The following is a 16,255-nucleotide window of genomic DNA, read 5'->3' on the forward strand; positions in this document are numbered from 1 at the left end:
AGATATCTGCCGAGGCGCACCGCGGTCGCCACACTGGTAAGGCATGCCTAACTTAGCCTGACCTTACTGGTTCGGCCAAGCCGGCGTGGCGGCACGATTGACGGTGGTACGCGCACATCAATGAAGGAGACTGTCGTGTCGGCGAACAGCTTCGACGCCCGCAGCACGCTGCAGGTGGGCGGCGAGTCGTACGAGATCTTCCGGCTGGACAAGGTGGAGGGCTCGGCCCGGCTGCCGTACAGCCTCAAGGTCCTGCTGGAGAACCTGCTCCGCACGGAGGACGGCGCGAACATCACCGCCGATCACATCCGCGCCCTCGGCACCTGGGACTCCCAGGCCCAGCCCAGCCAGGAGATCCAGTTCACGCCGGCCCGCGTGATCATGCAGGACTTCACCGGTGTCCCCTGCGTCGTGGACCTCGCCACGATGCGCGAGGCCGTGAAGGAGCTGGGCGGCGACCCGGCGAAGATCAACCCGCTGGCGCCGGCCGAGCTGGTCATCGACCACTCCGTCATCGCCGACAAGTTCGGCACCACCGACGCCTTCAAGCAGAACGTCGAGCTGGAGTACGGCCGCAACAAGGAGCGCTACCAGTTCCTGCGCTGGGGCCAGACCGCCTTCGACGAGTTCAAGGTCGTCCCGCCGGGCACCGGCATCGTCCACCAGGTGAACATCGAGCACCTGGCCCGTGTCGTCATGGTCCGCGACGGCAAGGCCTACCCCGACACCCTGGTCGGCACCGACTCGCACACCACCATGGTCAACGGCCTCGGCGTCCTCGGCTGGGGCGTCGGCGGCATCGAGGCCGAGGCCGCCATGCTCGGCCAGCCGGTGTCCATGCTGATCCCGCGCGTTGTCGGCTTCAAGCTCACCGGCGAGCTGAGCCCCGGCACCACCGCCACCGACCTCGTGCTCACCATCACCGAGATGCTCCGCAAGCACGGTGTGGTCGGCAAGTTCGTCGAGTTCTACGGCGAGGGCGTGGCCGCCACCTCGCTGGCCAACCGCGCCACCATCGGCAACATGTCGCCGGAGTTCGGCTCCACCGCCGCCATCTTCCCGATCGACGGCGAGACCCTGAACTACCTGCGCCTGACCGGCCGTTCCGAGCAGCAGGTCGCCCTGGTCGAGGCGTACGCCAAGGAGCAGGGCCTGTGGCTGGACCCGGCCGCCGAGCCGGACTTCTCCGAGAAGCTGGAGCTGGACCTCTCCACGGTCGTCCCCTCCATCGCCGGCCCGAAGCGCCCGCAGGACCGCATCGTCCTCGCCGAGGCCGCCCAGCAGTTCGCCAAGGACGTCCTCAACTACGTCGAGGCGCCGGTCGCGCAGACCGCGGACGCCGCCGCCTCCCCGGTGGACGAGGCCAGCGCCGAGTCCTTCCCGGCCTCCGACGCCCCGGCCTACGGCCACCAGGACAACGGCGCGGGCGCCCCGCAGCACGGCCAGGGCACCGGTGCCCTCCCGTCCAACCCGGTCCGGGTGACCGCCCCCGACGGCACCAGCTACGAGCTGGACCACGGCGCGGTGACGGTCGCGGCCATCACCTCCTGCACCAACACCTCCAACCCGTACGTCATGGTCGCCGCCGCCCTGGTGGCCAAGAAGGCGGTCGAGAAGGGCCTGACCCGCAAGCCGTGGGTGAAGTCCACCCTCGCCCCGGGCTCCAAGGTCGTCACCGACTACTTCGACAAGGCCGGCCTCACGCCGTACCTGGACAAGCTCGGCTTCAACCTGGTCGGTTACGGCTGCACCACCTGCATCGGCAACTCCGGCCCGCTGCCGGAGGAGGTCTCCAAGGCCGTCAACGACCACGACCTCGCCGTCACCTCGGTCCTGTCCGGCAACCGCAACTTCGAGGGCCGGATCAACCCCGACGTCAAGATGAACTACCTGGCGTCCCCGCCGCTGGTCGTCGCCTACGCCATCGCCGGCTCCATGAAGCTGGACATCACCCGCGAGGCCCTGGGCACCGACCAGGACGGCAACCCGGTCTACCTGAAGGACGTCTGGCCCTCCGAGGCCGAGGTGAACGAGGTCGTCGCCAACGCCATCGGCGAGGACATGTTCTCCAAGTCCTACAGCGACGTCTTCGCCGGCGACGCCCAGTGGCAGTCGCTGCCGATCCCGACCGGCGACACCTTCGAGTGGGACGCGGAGTCCACCTACGTCCGCAAGCCCCCGTACTTCGAGGGCATGACCATGGACCCGGCCCCGGTCGAGGACATCGCCGGCGCCCGCGTCCTGGCCAAGCTGGGCGACTCGGTCACCACCGACCACATCTCCCCGGCCGGTGCCATCAAGGCCGACACCCCCGCCGGCAAGTACCTCACCGAGCACGGCGTCGAGCGGCGTGACTTCAACTCCTACGGTTCCCGCCGGGGCAACCACGAGGTCATGATCCGCGGCACGTTCGCCAACATCCGCCTGCGCAACCAGATCGCGCCGGGCACCGAGGGCGGCTACACCCGCGACTTCACGCAGGACGGCGGGCCGGTCTCCTTCATCTACGACGCCTCGCAGAACTACCAGGCCGCCGGCATCCCGCTGGTCGTCCTGGCCGGCAAGGAGTACGGCTCCGGCTCGTCCCGCGACTGGGCGGCCAAGGGCACCGCGCTGCTCGGCGTGAAGGCCGTCATCGCCGAGTCCTACGAGCGCATCCACCGCTCCAACCTCATCGGCATGGGCGTGCTGCCGCTCCAGTTCCCGGAGGGCGCCTCCGCCGACTCCCTCGGCCTGACCGGCGAGGAGACCTTCTCCATCTCCGGCGTCACGGAGCTGAACGAGGGCCGCACCCCGCGCACGGTGAAGGTCACCACCGACACCGGTGTGGAGTTCGACGCGGTCGTCCGCATCGACACCCCCGGTGAGGCGGACTACTACCGCAACGGCGGCATCATGCAGTACGTGCTGCGCAACCTGATCCGCAAGTAAGCGGCAGGGCACAGCGGTTCGGCGGCGAAGGGCCGCGTCCCCGGCACCCGGGGGCGCGGCCCTTCGTCCTGCTCCGGGCGGACCCGGTGGCCGAGTGCACCGGGTCCGCGAGCCGGGCAGGCGAGGGGGGCGGGTACCTGCCCGGAGAGGGGGGTCGCAGGCGCGCGGCCGACGTGACCGCCGACCCACGACATCGTTGTCATCGAGCTTTCCTCGACTCTACCGCCGCCCCCTCCGGCCCGGTCAACCCGCTTCCGTAGCCCGACCGGGTGATATCGGCGCGCGCCTGCCGGAGCGCACGCGGGCCTCTGTGGTACGGGTGGCCCCCGCTGTTGCCCCTGGGGCCGGTGTGGCCTCGGCCGGCGCTTGACCTCAAGCGGACTTGAGCTTCTACGTTCGTCCTGTTGCCGGCGACGGCGAGCCGCAGGCCGCCGATCAGCCGAAGTGCCGTGCTGTCAAGAGGGGTTGAACAATGAAGGCTGCCGCGTTCCGCGCGTTCGGAGGGCCCGAGGTCCTGGAGCTGATGGAGGTGCCGACGCCCGAGCCGGGGCCGGGCGAGGTGCGGGTGCGGGTGAAGGCGGCCGGCACCCAGCCCGTCGACTGCGCGGTGCGCACCGGCTGGGTCCCGCCGGGCTTCACCGTCACCTTGCCGCACATCCCCGGTGGCGACTTCGCCGGCGTCGTGGACGCGCTCGGCGAGGGCGTCACCGGATTCTCGGCCGGTGACGAGGTCCTGGGCTTCCGCACCCAGCTCACCTACGCCGAGTACCTCGTCGTCCCCGCGGACCAGATCGTGCCCAAGCCCGCCGCGCTGTCCTGGGAGGTCGCCGGCTGCCTGTCCGCCTCCGGCCAGACCGCCCACACCGCGATCGAGACCCTGGGCGTCGGCGAGGGCGAGACCGTGCTGATCAACGGCGGAGCCGGCGGGGTCGGCACCATCGCCGTGCAGCTCGCGGTGGCCCGGGGCGCCAAGGTGATCGCCACCGGCCGCGAGGAGAACCACGCCTACCTGCGCGAGCTGGGCGCCGTCCCGGTCGCCTACGGCGCGGGCCTGATCGACCGGGTCCGCGCGGCGGCGCCCGAGGGCGTGGACGCCGCCCTGGACACGGCGAGCGTCGAGGGCCTGCGGGTCGCGGCCGAACTCGTCAAGGACAAGGACCGGGTCGGCACCATCTTCGCCCACGAGGTCTACGAGGAGCTGGGCGTGCGCTGGATTCGCAGCATGCGCTCGGCGCGGCGGCTCGCCGAACTGGCCGCACTGGTCGCCGGCGGCGAGCTCACCGTGCACATCCGCAAGACCCTGCCGCTGGCCCGGGCCGCCGACGCGCACCGCGAGCTGGAGACCGGCCACGGCCGCGGAAAGATCGTCCTGCTGGTCGGCTGAGCGCCACCTGCTTCACCCCTCTTTCATTCCTTTCGTTCATTCCTTCCACTCCTGCGAGGAGATCTCCCATGTCCACGACCCCCCTCAAGATCGGCGTCATCATCGGCAGCGTGCGCACCGGACGGTTCGCCGACAAGGTCGCCCAGTGGTTCCTCTCCGAGATCGGCCGGCGCGAGGACATGGAGGTCCACGTCATCGACCTCTCCGAGCCGGCGCTCGTGGCGGAGCTGAAACTCACCCTGGACGCCACCGAGCCACGGGAGGGCACCCTCACCCTGGCCCAGCGCATCGGCGGAATGGACGGGTACGTCGTCCTCACGCCCGAGTACAACCACGGCTACCCGGCCTCGCTGAAGCTCGCCATCGACTACGTCTACCGCGAGTGGCGGGCCAAGCCCGTCGGCTTCGTCTCCTACGGCGGCATGGCCGGCGGCCAGCGGGCCGTGGAGCAGCTGCGCCAGGTCTTCGCCGAACTGCACGCCGTCACCCTGCGCGACACCGTCGGCTTCCACATGGCCTGGGACCAGTTCGACGAGCAGGGCCGCCCCCGGGACGCCGACGGCGCCGGCAAGGCCGCCTCCGTGCTGCTCGACCAGCTCGCCTGGTGGGGCCTGACCCTGCGCGAGGGCCGCGCCGCCCGCCCCTACGACGGCTGATGCCGGGCCCGCCGCACCGGGCGGGCCGGACGGCTGCTCAGCCGGCGGGCGGACGGGTGGGCGGCGCCGCCGCGTGGGCCAGCAGGCACTCCTCCAGGAAGGCCAGGGCCCGCAGGTGGTAGGTGCGGGCGGCCCAGCCGAGGCTGATGTTGTGCCCGGCGTCGGGCAGCCGGTCCACCACCGCGCGCGGCGCGGCGAGCGGCGCCAGCAGGGCGCGCTCCGCCTCCTCGTCGGTGCGCCACCACTGCTCCTGCTCGGCGAAGGTGAACCGGACCGGCACCCGCACCCGCCCCGCCAGCTCCGGGTACATCCGGGGCCACTCCAGGGTCTCGCCGGCCTCCGTGGCCGGCACCGGGGCCACCAGCCGCTGCCCCTCCCGGAAGGCCTCCGGCGGGTACAGCCGCAGCTGTCCCCAGTGCCGCCGCCAGGCCCCGGGCGCGCCGGCGCCGGGCAACTGGTCGGGCGTCACGGCGAAGGCGCTGCCCAGCCCGGACAGGTCCAGCCCGATCAGCGGGGCCGGCAGGGCGTCGGCCGCCGCGGTGGACAACGCGAGCCGGCCGCCGCCGGAGTGGGCGAGCAGGAAGAACCCGGCGCCGACGGGCCGGCGTCCGGCGAAGTCGGCCAGGGCCGAGCCGAGCGTGGCGGTCTGCCCGGCCAGATCCTGCCCGTCCGGCAGCGCGGCGGCCGAGGCGCCGTAGCCCGGCCGGTCGACCGCCAGCACGGTGTAGCCGAGCCGGCTGCCCAGCTCCAGCAGCGACAGGCCCGGCTTCGCCCGGTTGTCGAAGTAGCCGGCCCGCATGCCGCTGCCGTGCAGGGCGATCACCACGGCCCTGGGCGCCTGCCCCGCCCCGGGTTCGGCCAGCAGCGCCGACAGCCGTACTCCGTCGCCGCCGTCGAGTGTCAGCTCCCGGGAGCCGGGCGGGTCCGGCGGGGCGGGAGCGGGGGAGTCCGGACGGGTGAGCCCTGGCGACGATACGGCCTGCACCGGGGTACCTCCTGTGGTGGGCGGCGGGGTGACGAGCGGTGCGGTGACGAAGGGTGCGGACATGCCTTTCTACCAAGCCGTCCCCGCGATCGCCGCCGCTTCGGGCGCCGGTGCGGCGCGGCCGGTCGTACGCGGGCACGCCCGGCGGCTCAGCGGGCGGCGCCCTCCGCCGCGTGCCGGACGGCCTTCCACCAGCCGGGGTGGTCCCGGTACCAGGCGACGACGTCGGCGAGCCCCCGCTCGAACGGGATCCGCGGGGCGTAGCCCAGCTCCGCGCGGATCTTGCCGTCGTCCAAGGCATAGCGCAGATCGTGTCCCTTGCGGTCGGGCACGTGCCGTACCCGCGACCAGTCGGCGCCGCACAGCGCGAGCAGCCGTTCGGTGACCTCGCGGTTGGTGCGTTCGTCGCCGCCGCCGACGTTGTAGATTTCGCCCGGCCGGCCCCGGTCGAGCACCAGCGCGACGGCCCGGCAGTGGTCGTCGACGTGCAGCCACTCGCGCACGTTGCGCCCGTCGCCGTAGAGCGGCACCGGCAGGCCCTCCAGCAGGTTGGTCACGAACAGCGGTATCAGCTTCTCGGGGTGCTGGTAGGGGCCGTAGTTGTTCGAGCAGCGGGTGATCGACACGTTCAGGCCGTGCGTGCGGTGGAAGGCGCGGACGAGGAGGTCCGAGGACGCCTTGGAGGCGGCGTAGGGCGAGTTGGGCAGCAGCGGGTGGTCCTCCGTCCAGGAGCCCTCGGCTATGGAGCCGTAGACCTCGTCGGTGGAGACGTGGACGAACCGCTCGGTGCCGGCCGCGAGACAGGCGTCCAGCAGCGCCTGGGTGCCGGCCACGTTGGTGCGGACGAACTCCGACGCCGACCGGACCGACCGGTCCACGTGCGACTCCGCGGCGAAGTGCACCACCGCGTCGTGCCCGGGCAGGATCCGGTCCAGCAACTCCGGGTCGCAGATGTCACCGCGCACGAACTCCAGCCGGGGGTGCGCCGCGGGCAGGTTGTCCCGGTGCCCGGCGTAGGTGAGCTTGTCCAGGACGGTCACCCGGGACGTCTCGTGGCCCGGGTAGCCGCCGTCGAGCAGCGTGCGCACGAAGTGGGAGCCGATGAACCCGGCTCCGCCGGTGACCAGCAGTCTCATGCCGTCGCCTCCCGTGCGGTGCGGGCGGGGGTGCGTGGTGTCATCGGTGCTCCTGTGGCCTGTCGGGTCCTCGAAGGCAGTATGGGCGGGAGACCGTTCACCCCGCCGACCGGCCCCCGCCACCTACCCGGCACCGGCCCCGCTCGCGCGCCCCCCCGCCCGCGCGCGAGACCGGCCCGCCGGAAGAGCCCCGCGGCTCCTCCGGCGGGCCGGCCGCCGTGCCCGGTGTGCGCTCAGGCCCGCAGTTCCACCTCCGCCAGGGTGGACTCGCGGTCCAGGACGAGGCGGTAGCGGGCGTACGTGCCCGGCGTGGCGATGGTGAAGGGGCGGGTCTGGCGGTCCCAGGCGAACGTCTCACCGGTGCGGTGGTCCAGGGTCCGCCACGTCGTGCCGTCGGCGGAGCCCTGGAGGGTCCAGCCGGTCGGCGCGGTGGTGTGGTCGGCCCCCGAGGTCAGCGTGTACTGGACGGGATGTACGGCGCCCTGCACCGGCAGGTCGGCGGAGGTGAGCGTCGCGCTCGTCGCCGAGGTGTCGTCGAAGAGCGCCCCGGCGCCCTTCAGGACGTCCGCGCGCGGCTCGGGCACCTTGTCGTCCCGGGTGATCGAGACCGGCGCCGCGTTCTCGCCCGTGCCCCAGGCCGACGGCTCCGGGCCCATGGCGAAGTCCAGCACCCCGCCCTTGGCCAGCAGCGAGTGGGGGAGCGAAGTCGACGTCCAGGGGCGGCCGTTGACCTTGAGGCCCTGCACATAGACGTTCTTCGCGCTGTTCCGGGGTGCCCGCACCACCAGGTCCCGGCCGTTCTCCAGGTGCACGGTCGCCTTCTTGAACAGCGGGGAGCCGACGGCGTACTCGCCGCCGCCCATCACCAGCGGGTAGAAGCCGAGCGCGGAGAACAGGTACCAGGCGGACTGCTCGCCGTTGTCCTCGTCGCCGTGGTAGCCCTGCCCGATCTCGCTGCCGGTGTACAGCCGGGACAGCGCCTCGCGCACGTACGCCTGCGTCTTCCACGGCTGGCCGGCCGCGTCGTACATGTACAACACGTGGTGCGCGACCTGGTTGGAGTGGCCGTACATGCCCATCCGGACGTCCCGGGCCTCGGTCATCTCGTGGATGACACCGCCGTAGGAGCCCACGTAGTCGGGGGAGGCGGTCTCCGGGGTGGCGAAGTAGGCGTCGAGCTTGTCGGCGAGGCCCTGCCGGCCGCCGTACAGGTTGGCCAGGCCCCGGCTGTCCTGCGGGACGGTGAAGGCGTAGCCCCAGCCGTTGGTCTCGGTGTAGTCGTAGCCCCACACCCGGGGGTCGTACGTCGCGGAGTCCACCCGCCAGCCGCCCTTGGCGTCCCGGCCCTGGAAGAAGCCCGCCCTGGTGTCGAACAGCCTCACGTAGTCGCGGGCGCGGTCGAGGAAGTACCGCGACTCCTCCCGATAGCGCCTCTCGCCCGTCTTCTCGTACAGCGCCTCGCCCATCTTCGCGATGCCGTAGTCGTTGACGTAGCCCTCCATCGCCCAGGACAGGCCCTCGTGGGTGTCGGTCGGGGTGTAGCCGAGGAACGGGGCGGTGGCCATGCCCTTGCGGCCCACGCCCGGTGCGGGCGGGACGACGGTGGCGTTCTTCACGGCCGCGTCGTACGCCGCCTTCGCGTCGAACTTCACGCCCTTGACGTAGGCGTCGGCGAAGGCCACGTCCGAGGAGGTGCCGGTCATCAGGTCGGCGTAGCCGGGGGAGGACCAGCGGGAGGTCCAGCCGCCGTCCTTGTACTGCTGCACGAACCCGTCGACCAGCTCCCCGGCCCGGGTGGGCGTCAGGAACGAGTAGGCGGGCCAGGTGGTGCGATAGGTGTCCCAGAAACCGTTGTTGACGTACACCTTGCCGTCGACGATCTTCGCGCCGGTGTGCGTGGGGGTGTCCGGGCCCGGCATGGGGGAGAACGGGGAAGCGTAGCGGTCCTTGCCGTCCACCTTCTCGAAGCCGGAGTTGGGGTACAGGTACAGCCGGTACAGGCCGGAGTAGAGCGTGGTCAGCTGGTCCTCGCTCGCGCCCTCCACCTCGACCTTGCCGAGCAGTTCGTCCCAGGCGTGCCGGGCGCGCGCCTTCACGGTGTCGAAGGACGTGCCCGCGGGGATCTCCCGGCGCAGGTTCTCCCGCGCCTGGTCGACGCCGATCAGCGAGGTCGCCAGGCGCAGGGTGACGGTGCGGTCGGCGCCCGCGGCGAAGCGCAGGTAGCCCTTCACCCCGCTCGCCGCGCCGTCCGTCACCGGCTTGTCGAACTCGCCGTACACGAACAGCCGGGTGGCGCCCGTGGACAGGCCCGACTTCACGTCCGAGTAGCCGGTGACCCTCCCGTGCTCCTCGTCCAGCGTCAGCCCGGCCTGCTCGGTGACGTTGTCGAACAGCACGCTCGCGTCGTCGCCGGGGTAGGTGAAGCGCAGCACGGCCGCGTGGTCGGCCGGGGTCATCTCGGCCTTGAGGCCGTTTTCGAACCGGACGCCGTAGTAGTAGGGCCGCGCGGTCTCGTTCTCGTGCCGGAAGGCCAGTTCGCGCGCCTCGCGGCCGGTGTCCGGGGTGCCGGCCGCGGCCGACGGCATCACCTGGAAGGTCTGCCGGTCGCCCATCCAGGGGCTCGGCTCGTGACTGGCGCTGAACGCCTGGATCGTCGGCAGGTTGTCCGCGTTGTTCGCGCGCGCGTACTCGTACAGCCAGCTCAGCGACGACGCGTTGGTCACCGGCGTCCAGAAGTTGAAGCCGTGCGGCACGGCGGTCGCCGGGAAGGTGTTGCCGCGCGAGAAGCTGCCGCTGGAGTGGGTGCCGCGGGTGGTCAGCGCGTAGTCCGCCAGGTGTGCCCTCGGCTTGGCGGGCGCGACCGGCTTCAGGGACACGTCGTCCAGCCAGCCGCGGAACTTGGCCGGGCCGTCCGGGGAGTCGTAGGCCACCAGGATCCGGTCGACGGTCTTCCCGGCCGCCACCGAGCCGATCCGCGCGGCCACGTTGTTCCACTGGTTGACGTACAGCGCCTTCGCCGCGCCCTGCCCGCGCGGGGAGAGCGGGAAGCCGTGCTGGTCCAGGGCGCCCAGGTCGCTGAGGTGGGTGCCGTCGGTGAAGGCCAGGTCGACGGAGACGTGGGTGGCGTCGTAGTCGCGGTCGCCGTCGGCCATCGAGGGGAAGATCCGGTAGGCCAGTTCGGTGTCCCGGCCGACCCGCACGTTCACGTCGAAGACCTTGTTGGACGAGTACGCGCGGCCGTCCGCCGTGTGCCGGCCGGCGTAGCGCAGGGCGCGCTTGCCGGTGAACCCGGCCCGCGCCTTGGCGGTCGGGGAGCCGCTGGGCCCCTTGTCCACCAGGGTCAGCATGTCCTGCGGCACCGGCCCGCCGCCGCCTCCGGTGGAGAACTGCACATCGGCGAGCTGGAGGATGTCCGGGGCGCCGTTGTTGCGCGTCACCTCCAGCCGGAAGTGCTGGTAGACGGCCGGTTCCGCCAGGTCGTACGACTTGGTCAGGTACCGCTCGGAGAAGGTCTCGCCCGAGCGGGTGTCGAGCGTCGTCCAGTGCGTGCCGTCGGCCGAGCCCTTCAGGGTCCAGTCCCTCGGGTCGCGCTCGGCGTAGTCGTTGGCCGAGGTGAGCGCGTACGTCCGCAGCCCGACCGGCTTGTCCAGGTCGAACTCCGCCCAGCCGGACGGCTCGAAGGTCAGCCACTTGGTGCCGGGCTCGCCGTCGGCCAGGTTCTCCTTGACCTCACCGGCGCCCGCGTTCTCGCCGCCGGCCCGGACCTCGGTGACATGGTCGGTCACATTGCCCGGGATGCCGGTGCTGTAACCGCCGTCCACACCCGACGCCCGCTTGCCGCCGTCCGGGCCGGTGTCCACCGTGTTCAGCCAGTCCGGCGCCGGCTCGCCCGCCTCGAACGAGGACGCGAACTCCCGGTCGGGCGCCGCAGGCCCGGCCGGCAGGGCGACCGCCGCGCCCTGCGCGCCGACGGCCATGACAAAGGCGGCCGTGAGGACGGCCGCCGGACCCCATCTGTGCCGAGTTCTCCGCTGCATCTACGGATTTCCCCTCCTGCACCCCTTCGGACAACGTTGTCAGCTACGGGCGCAGGAACCAGTAGGTGGTCAAGTGGCCCGTGATGTCAAGGGTGTTGGCTGTGGCATTCAGGGAGTAATGCCGCGAATTCTTCCTGCGTGGCACGTGTCGCGGGCGCATATTTCCGGCAGGTCTCAACTCGGAAAAGACCCAGGGGGAACCCTGCACTCGATCTTGTCCGCCGGGGTCAAGTGGACTATACCTGTCGGCATTTCCCGCACGACCCTGCACGACCCGACCTGCGGTGCCGGCAAGGATCCGGTTCACCGCCTGAGTCCTGGAGAAGGCGAGGACTTGAGCATGGGATCCACTGCGCACCACCGTGCCGAAGGTGTCGGCCGCCGCGATCTGATCAAGCGCTCGGCGGCGCTCGGTCTGGTCGCCACGCCGGGGATGGGCCTGCTGTCCGCCTGCGCGAGCAGCGGCGGCGACGGACAGGAGAAGGCCGAGCAGGGCAAGAAGACCGCCAAGAACCCGCTCGGGGTCAACGACACCGCCGGGCTGGAATTCGTCCTCTTCGACGGCGGCTTCGGCAAGGAGTACGCCGAGGACGCGGTGAAGATCTACGAACACGACTTCCCCAAGGCCAAGGTGAAGTTCGCGGCCACCCAGAAGATCCAGTCCACCCTCCAGCCCCGCTTCAACCAGGGCACCCCGCCGGATCTCATCGACAACTCCGGCGCCGAGCAGATGGACATGGGCGTCCTCGTCGGCAAGAACCAGCTCACCGACCTCACCGCGCTGCTGGACGCGCCCTCGTACGACGACCCGAAGAAGAAGGTCCGCGACACCCTGCGCCCCGGCATCGTGGAGATGGGCCAGTTCGACGGCGACCCGGTCTGGATCCTGTACTACGCCTACACGGTCTACGGCGTCTGGTACTCGCAGAAGGCCCTGGACTCGCTGGACGCGGCCTACCCGGAGACCTGGGACGACATGCTCGCGCTGTGCGCCAAGGCCAAGAAGAAGGGCATCGCGGGCTGGACCTACGCGGGCAAGTACCCGTACTACATCCCCTTCTCGCTGTACCCGATGATCGGCAAGGTCGGCGGGCGCGAGGTGCTCGACGCCATTGACAACCTGGAGCCGAACGCCTGGAAGCACCCCGCGGTCAAGGCGTGCTTCGAGGCCTACTACGAGCTGTACAAGAAGGGCTACATCCTCCAGGGCACCCCGGGCCTGGACCACATCCAGTCGCAGACCGCGTGGGCCAAGGGCAAGGCGCTGTTCCTGCCGAACGGCTCCTGGGTGGAGAACGAGTCGGCCAACGTCATCCCGTCCGACTTCGGCCTCGCCGTCTCCGCGCCCTCCGGCCTCGACTCCTCCGACAAGCTGCCGTTCGGCACCATCTGGGCCTCCGGCGGCGAGCCCTTCATCGTCCCGGCCAAGGCGAAGAACGCCGAGGGCGGCATGGAGCAGCTGCGCATCATGCTCTCCGAGGCGTCCTCGAAGAACTTCACCGCCAAGGTGAAGTCGCTGACCGCGTTCAACGGCGGCACCTCCGGCATCACCCTCACCCCCGGCCTGAAGTCGGGTGTGGCCGCGCTGGAGAAGGCCGGGAGCAACGTGGTCAACCCCCGGCTGCAGGACTGGTACGTGCAGTTGCAGAAGGAGAAGATCGGGGTGTCCGGCCTCGGCGAGATGATGGCCGGCCGGCTCACCCCGGCCGAGGCGATCAAGAAGATCCAGGCATTCGCCGACGAGGCGGCCAAGGACTCCTCCATCAAGCACTACAAGCACCAGTAATCCGGCACCCTGACAGCACCGGAGTGGCGATGCGGCACGGCAAATACCGGTTCATCGTGGGGTTCCTGGCACTGCCCCTGGGACTGTACGCGCTCTTCGTGGTGTGGCCGTTCATCCAGTCCATCTACTACTCGTTCACGGACTGGACGGGCCTCAGCCCCGATTTCAGGATGGTCGGGTTCGACAACTACGAAAGGATGCTCGACGACGGCATCTTCTGGAAGTCGTTGCGGCACAGTCTCCTGTTCGCTCTGGTGCTGCCGGTGGTGACACTCGCCCTGGCGCTGTTCTTCGCCTTCATGATCAATGTGGGCGGCCGGCGGAGGAGGGGCGGCCCCGCCATTTCCGGGGTGCGGGGCTCGGCCTTCTACAAAATCGTCTACTTCTTCCCGCAGGTGCTGTCGATCGCGATCGTCTCGCTGCTGTTCGCCTTCGCGTACAACCCGGACAGCGGAGCGGTCAACTCGCTGCTGCGCGGCATCGGCCTCGACGGCGTGCAGCCGCTGTGGCTGGGCGATCCGAACCTCGCCCTGTGGTGTGTGATGGCGGTGCTCGTGTGGTCCACGGTCGGCTTCTTCGTGGTCCTGTTCTCCGCGGGCATGGCCTCGATCCCGGCCGAGCTGTACGAGGCGGCGCTGCTGGACGGCGCGAACCGCGCCACCACGTTCTTCCGCGTCACCCTGCCGCTGCTGTGGGGCACCGTGCAGTCCGGCTGGGTGTACATGGGCATCCTCGCCCTCGGCGCGGAGTCGTTCGCGGTCGTGCAGATCATGACGACCGGACCGGGCGGGCCGGACTACTCGACCACCGTGATGGTCCTCTACGTGTACCAGAAGGCGTTCCGGGACGGTCAGGCCGCGTACGCCACCACCATCGGCGTCGCCCTGCTGATCGTCACGCTCGCGTTCGCGGCGATCGTGATGCGGCTGGGCCGTCGCGAGCGGCTGGAGTTCTGAACCGATGAAGACGACCGAGACCCCCGCCCCGCCGCCGGCCGAGTCCGGCGCCACCGTGGACAAGACGGACCGGCCCCCGGCCGCGCGCCGGCCCTCCGGGCGGCAGCGGGAGGGGACCGTCCTCAACGTCTTCTCCCACGGCGTCCTCGTGATCTGGGCGATCATGGTGGTCATGCCGCTGGTGTGGGCGGTGATGACGTCCTTCAAGGACGACGGCTCCATCTTCGGCTCGCCCTGGTCCCTGCCGGACCGGCTGCACTTCGACAACTGGTCGAGGGCCTGGACCGACGCCCACATGAGCGACTACTTCCTGAACACCGTCCTGGTGGTCGGCGGCTCGCTCGTGGGCACCCTGGTGCTCGGCTCGATGGCGGCCTACGTCCTGGCCCGGTTCGACTTCCCGGGCAACCGCTTCATCTACTACCTGTTCGTCGGCGGCATGAGCTTTCCGGTCATGCTCGCGCTGGTCCCGCTGTTCTACGTCGTGAACAACATGGGCCTGCTGAACAGCATCCACGGCCTGATCCTGGTCTACATCGCCTACTCGCTGCCGTTCACAGTGTTCTTCCTCACGGCGTTCTTCCGCACTTTGCCCACCTCGGTGGCGGAGGCGGCCTTCGTGGATGGTGCTTCGCACACGCGTACGTTCTTCCAGGTCATGCTGCCGATGGCCAAGCCCGGCCTGATCAGCGTGGGCATCTTCAACTTCCTCGGCCAGTGGAACCAGTACATGCTGCCCACGGTCCTGAACACCGACCCGGACAAGAAGGTGCTCACCCAGGGACTCGTCCAGCTCGCGGTCAGCCAGGGCTACAAGGGCGACTGGTCCGGTCTGTTCGCGGGCCTGGTCATGGCGATGCTGCCGGTCCTCGCGGCGTACATCGTCTTCCAGCGGCAGGTGGTGCAGGGGCTGACCGCGGGGGCGCTGAAGTAACCCCCGGCGGTGGGCGGGGCCACACCCCGTGATTGCGCGTGCGCACACCGTCCCGGCGGCTTCGGGGCGGTGTGCGCCGCCGTGCCGGGCTGCCCGGAAACGGTTCAACCTCTTGACGTGAGTCGCCCCGAACGGCTCAGCTTAGAGTTCACTAGTTGGACATACACGGGGCCTCGCCGAAGCGGCCCCGCGCTCAGGAGGTCGTCGTGGAGACTCCAGGGTCGCAGTCGTCACTGCACCGAGCCAACCTGGAGCGGGTGGTCCGGGCCGTACGACTGGCCGGGTCCCTCACCCAGGCGGAGATCGCGCGGACGACCGGGCTGTCCGCAGCCACCGTCTCCAACATCGTGCGGGAGCTGAAGGACGGCGGAACCGTCGAGGTCACCCCCACGTCGGCGGGCGGGCGGCGGGCCCGCAGCGTCAGCCTGAGCGGGGACGCCGGCATCGTGATCGGCGTCGACTTCGGGCACACCCATCTGCGCGTCGCGGTCGGCAACCTCGCCCACCAGGTACTCGCCGAGGAGGCCGAGCCGCTGGACGTCGACGCCTCCGCCGACCAGGGCTTCGACCGGGCCGAACAGCTGGTCAACCGCCTCGTCGCGGCGACCGGCGTGGACCGGACCAAGGTGGCCGGCGTCGGCCTCGGCGTGCCCGGCCCGATCGACGTGGAGTCCGGCACCCTCGGCTCCACCGCGATCCTGCCCGGCTGGGGCGGCACCAAGCCCGCCGAGGAGCTGCGCGAGCGGCTCGGCGTACCCGTGCACGTGGACAACGACGCCAACCTCGGCGCCCTCGGCGAGCTGGTCTGGGGCAGCGGCAAGGGCGTGCGCGACCTGGCCTACATCAAGGTCGCCAGCGGTGTCGGCGCCGGTCTGGTGATCGACGGCAAGATCTACCGGGGCCCGGGCGGCACGGCCGGCGAGATCGGGCACATCACCCTGGACGAGTCCGGCCCGGTCTGCCGCTGCGGCAACCGCGGCTGCCTGGAGACCTTCGCGGCGGCGCGCTATGTGCTCCCGCTGCTCCAGCCCAGCCACGGCCCCGACCTGACCATGGAGGGCATCGTCCGGCTGGCCAGGGACGGGGACCCGGGCTGCCGCCGGGTGATCGCCGACGTCGGCCGCCACATCGGCAGCGGAGTGGCCAATCTCTGCAACTTGCTGAACCCGAGCCGGGTGGTCCTCGGCGGCGACCTGGCCGAGGCCGGCGAGCTGGTGCTGGGGCCGATCAGGGAGTCCGTCGGCCGCTACGCCATCCCCAGCGCCGCCCGTCAACTGTCCGTTCTCCCCGGGGCACTTGGCGGCCGGGCCGAGGTGCTGGGCGCGCTCGCCCTCGCTCTCAGCGAGATGGGTGATTCCACCCTTTTGGACGGCGCCCTGCAGGTCACGGCGCCTGCCTTCACTTAGAGAACGGATGGCACCGTTGCCATCTCGTTAAGGATTTACTTCTT

The 16,255-nt window shown here is 70.7% G+C and carries 10 protein-coding genes; 7 read left to right on the plus strand and 3 right to left on the minus strand.

Features of this window, described 5'->3' with window-relative positions; genetic code table 11:
* Positions 1–135 precede the first annotated feature (135 nt).
* The 3 genes from IH25_RS0111190 to IH25_RS0111200 all read left to right on the plus strand — a co-directional run bounded on the left by IH25_RS0111190 (position 136) and on the right by IH25_RS0111200 (position 4,971).
* A complete protein-coding gene (locus IH25_RS0111190; RefSeq protein WP_030606824.1) occupies positions 136–2,931 on the plus strand; it encodes an aconitate hydratase in 2,796 nt (931 codons plus the stop codon).
* Positions 2,932–3,403: 472 nt separating this feature from the next.
* Positions 3,404–4,315 carry an NADP-dependent oxidoreductase gene (locus tag IH25_RS0111195; protein ID WP_030606826.1) on the plus strand — a complete coding sequence of 304 codons (912 nt, stop codon included), beginning with the start codon at positions 3,404–3,406 and terminating at the stop codon, positions 4,313–4,315.
* A 68-nt stretch (positions 4,316–4,383) separates the two neighbouring features.
* Positions 4,384–4,971 (plus strand): NADPH-dependent FMN reductase, encoded by a 588-nt coding sequence (locus IH25_RS0111200; protein ID WP_030606828.1) that lies wholly within the window; start codon positions 4,384–4,386, stop codon positions 4,969–4,971.
* 37 nt (positions 4,972–5,008) lie between these two features.
* On the opposite strand, the gene IH25_RS0111205 is transcribed toward IH25_RS0111200, so the two are convergent.
* The 3 genes from IH25_RS0111205 to IH25_RS0111215 form a co-directional block, all read right to left on the minus strand.
* Positions 5,009–6,019 carry an alpha/beta fold hydrolase gene (locus IH25_RS0111205; RefSeq protein WP_078844212.1) on the minus strand — a complete coding sequence of 337 codons (1,011 nt, stop codon included), beginning with the start codon at positions 6,017–6,019 and terminating at the stop codon, positions 5,009–5,011.
* 86 nt (positions 6,020–6,105) lie between these two features.
* Positions 6,106–7,092: a dTDP-glucose 4,6-dehydratase gene (rfbB, locus tag IH25_RS0111210; protein ID WP_030606835.1), complete on the minus strand. Its 987-nt coding sequence runs from the start codon at positions 7,090–7,092 to the stop codon at positions 6,106–6,108.
* A gap of 233 nt (positions 7,093–7,325) precedes the next feature.
* Positions 7,326–11,129, minus strand: a complete 3,804-nt coding sequence (locus IH25_RS0111215) for a GH92 family glycosyl hydrolase (RefSeq protein WP_209445304.1) — start codon at positions 11,127–11,129, stop codon at positions 7,326–7,328.
* 340 nt (positions 11,130–11,469) lie between these two features.
* On the opposite strand from IH25_RS0111215, the gene ngcE reads away from it, so the two are divergent.
* The 4 genes from ngcE to IH25_RS0111235 all read left to right on the plus strand — a co-directional run bounded on the left by ngcE (position 11,470) and on the right by IH25_RS0111235 (position 16,211).
* Positions 11,470–12,915, plus strand: coding sequence for an N-acetylglucosamine/diacetylchitobiose ABC transporter substrate-binding protein (gene ngcE / locus IH25_RS0111220; protein WP_030606841.1), 1,446 nt, complete (start codon positions 11,470–11,472; stop codon positions 12,913–12,915).
* Positions 12,916–12,944: 29 nt separating this feature from the next.
* Positions 12,945–13,871, plus strand: coding sequence for a carbohydrate ABC transporter permease (locus tag IH25_RS0111225; protein WP_030606843.1), 927 nt, complete (start codon positions 12,945–12,947; stop codon positions 13,869–13,871).
* 4 nt (positions 13,872–13,875) lie between these two features.
* Positions 13,876–14,805, plus strand: a complete 930-nt coding sequence (locus IH25_RS0111230; protein ID WP_030606846.1) for a carbohydrate ABC transporter permease — start codon at positions 13,876–13,878, stop codon at positions 14,803–14,805.
* A gap of 206 nt (positions 14,806–15,011) precedes the next feature.
* Positions 15,012–16,211 carry an ROK family transcriptional regulator gene (locus tag IH25_RS0111235; RefSeq protein WP_030606849.1) on the plus strand — a complete coding sequence of 400 codons (1,200 nt, stop codon included), beginning with the start codon at positions 15,012–15,014 and terminating at the stop codon, positions 16,209–16,211.
* Positions 16,212–16,255 lie beyond the last annotated feature (44 nt).

It is taken from the genome of Streptomyces achromogenes subsp. achromogenes, from assembly GCF_000720835.1.
Lineage (GTDB): Bacteria > Actinomycetota > Actinomycetes > Streptomycetales > Streptomycetaceae > Streptomyces > Streptomyces achromogenes.

Coding starts and splice junctions, on each gene's coding strand:
- IH25_RS0111195 (WP_030606826.1), top strand. CDS start 3,404: ATGAAGGCTGCCGCGTTCCGCGCGTTCGGAGGGCCCGAGGTCCTGGAG.
- IH25_RS0111200 (WP_030606828.1), top strand. CDS start 4,384: ATGTCCACGACCCCCCTCAAGATCGGCGTCATCATCGGCAGCGTGCGC.
- IH25_RS0111205 (WP_078844212.1), bottom strand. CDS start 6,019: ATGTCCGCACCCTTCGTCACCGCACCGCTCGTCACCCCGCCGCCCACC.
- rfbB (WP_030606835.1), bottom strand. CDS start 7,092: ATGAGACTGCTGGTCACCGGCGGAGCCGGGTTCATCGGCTCCCACTTC.
- IH25_RS0111215 (WP_209445304.1), bottom strand. CDS start 11,129: ATGCAGCGGAGAACTCGGCACAGATGGGGTCCGGCGGCCGTCCTCACG.
- ngcE (WP_030606841.1), top strand. CDS start 11,470: ATGGGATCCACTGCGCACCACCGTGCCGAAGGTGTCGGCCGCCGCGAT.
- IH25_RS0111225 (WP_030606843.1), top strand. CDS start 12,945: ATGCGGCACGGCAAATACCGGTTCATCGTGGGGTTCCTGGCACTGCCC.
- IH25_RS0111230 (WP_030606846.1), top strand. CDS start 13,876: ATGAAGACGACCGAGACCCCCGCCCCGCCGCCGGCCGAGTCCGGCGCC.